General features: G+C 74.2%; 1 protein-coding gene. It reads left to right on the plus strand.

What is annotated here, in order from left to right:
• Positions 1-26 precede the first annotated feature (26 nt).
• Positions 27-698 (plus strand): AMP-binding protein (locus tag CFP71_RS43230; protein ID WP_143267362.1); only part of this gene is annotated, 672 nt, incomplete at its 3' end.

Consider the following 698-nt stretch of genomic DNA (forward strand, 5'->3'; position numbering starts at 1 on the left):
ACCTCGGAGCGACTGCTCGACGCCCGATGACAGCAGCCGGCTGCGTCAGCCGATTCGACATGCACGCCCGGCGATCGCCCGATCGGATCGCGGTCTTCGAGGACGGCACCGGGATCACCTACGCCTCGCTCGCCGGTCTCGCGGGAGGCCGCGCGCTGCGGTTGCGCGACGCCGGTGTCCGGCCGGGGGAGCGGGTCGGGCTCGTCACCGGGCACGGCAGCGCCGCGATCGCGGCGATCCTCGGCACCCTCGCCGCGGGCTGCGCCTACGTCCCGCTGGATCCGACGTTCCCCCGTGACCGTCTCGAGTACCAGCTCGCGGCCGCGCGGGTGACCGCCGTGCTCGCGGATCCGGAGCACTCCGAGCTGGCGGAGTTCCTGTGCCGCACCGGATCCGCGCGGCTCGTGCGCTCGGGCACGGAGACCGCGCCGCTCCCGGTGCCCGAATCCGATCCCGACGGCCTGGCGTACGTGCTGTTCACCTCGGGTTCGACCGGCAGGCCGAAGGCCGTCGCGCAGACCCACCGCAACCTTCTGCACGTCGTCGACAACCAGATCGCCGCGCTCGGCGTCACCGCGGCCGACCGGCTCAGCCTGCTCGCGTCGTTCGGCTTCGACGCGGCGATCCCGGACCTGTACCCGGCACTGCTCAGCGGCGCCGCGCTCGTGCCGGTCGACCTGCGCGCGCACGGCCTCGCC

Origin of the sequence: Amycolatopsis thailandensis (assembly GCF_002234405.1) — a bacterium.
In the GTDB taxonomy this organism is placed as follows: Bacteria; Actinomycetota; Actinomycetes; order Mycobacteriales; family Pseudonocardiaceae; genus Amycolatopsis; species Amycolatopsis thailandensis.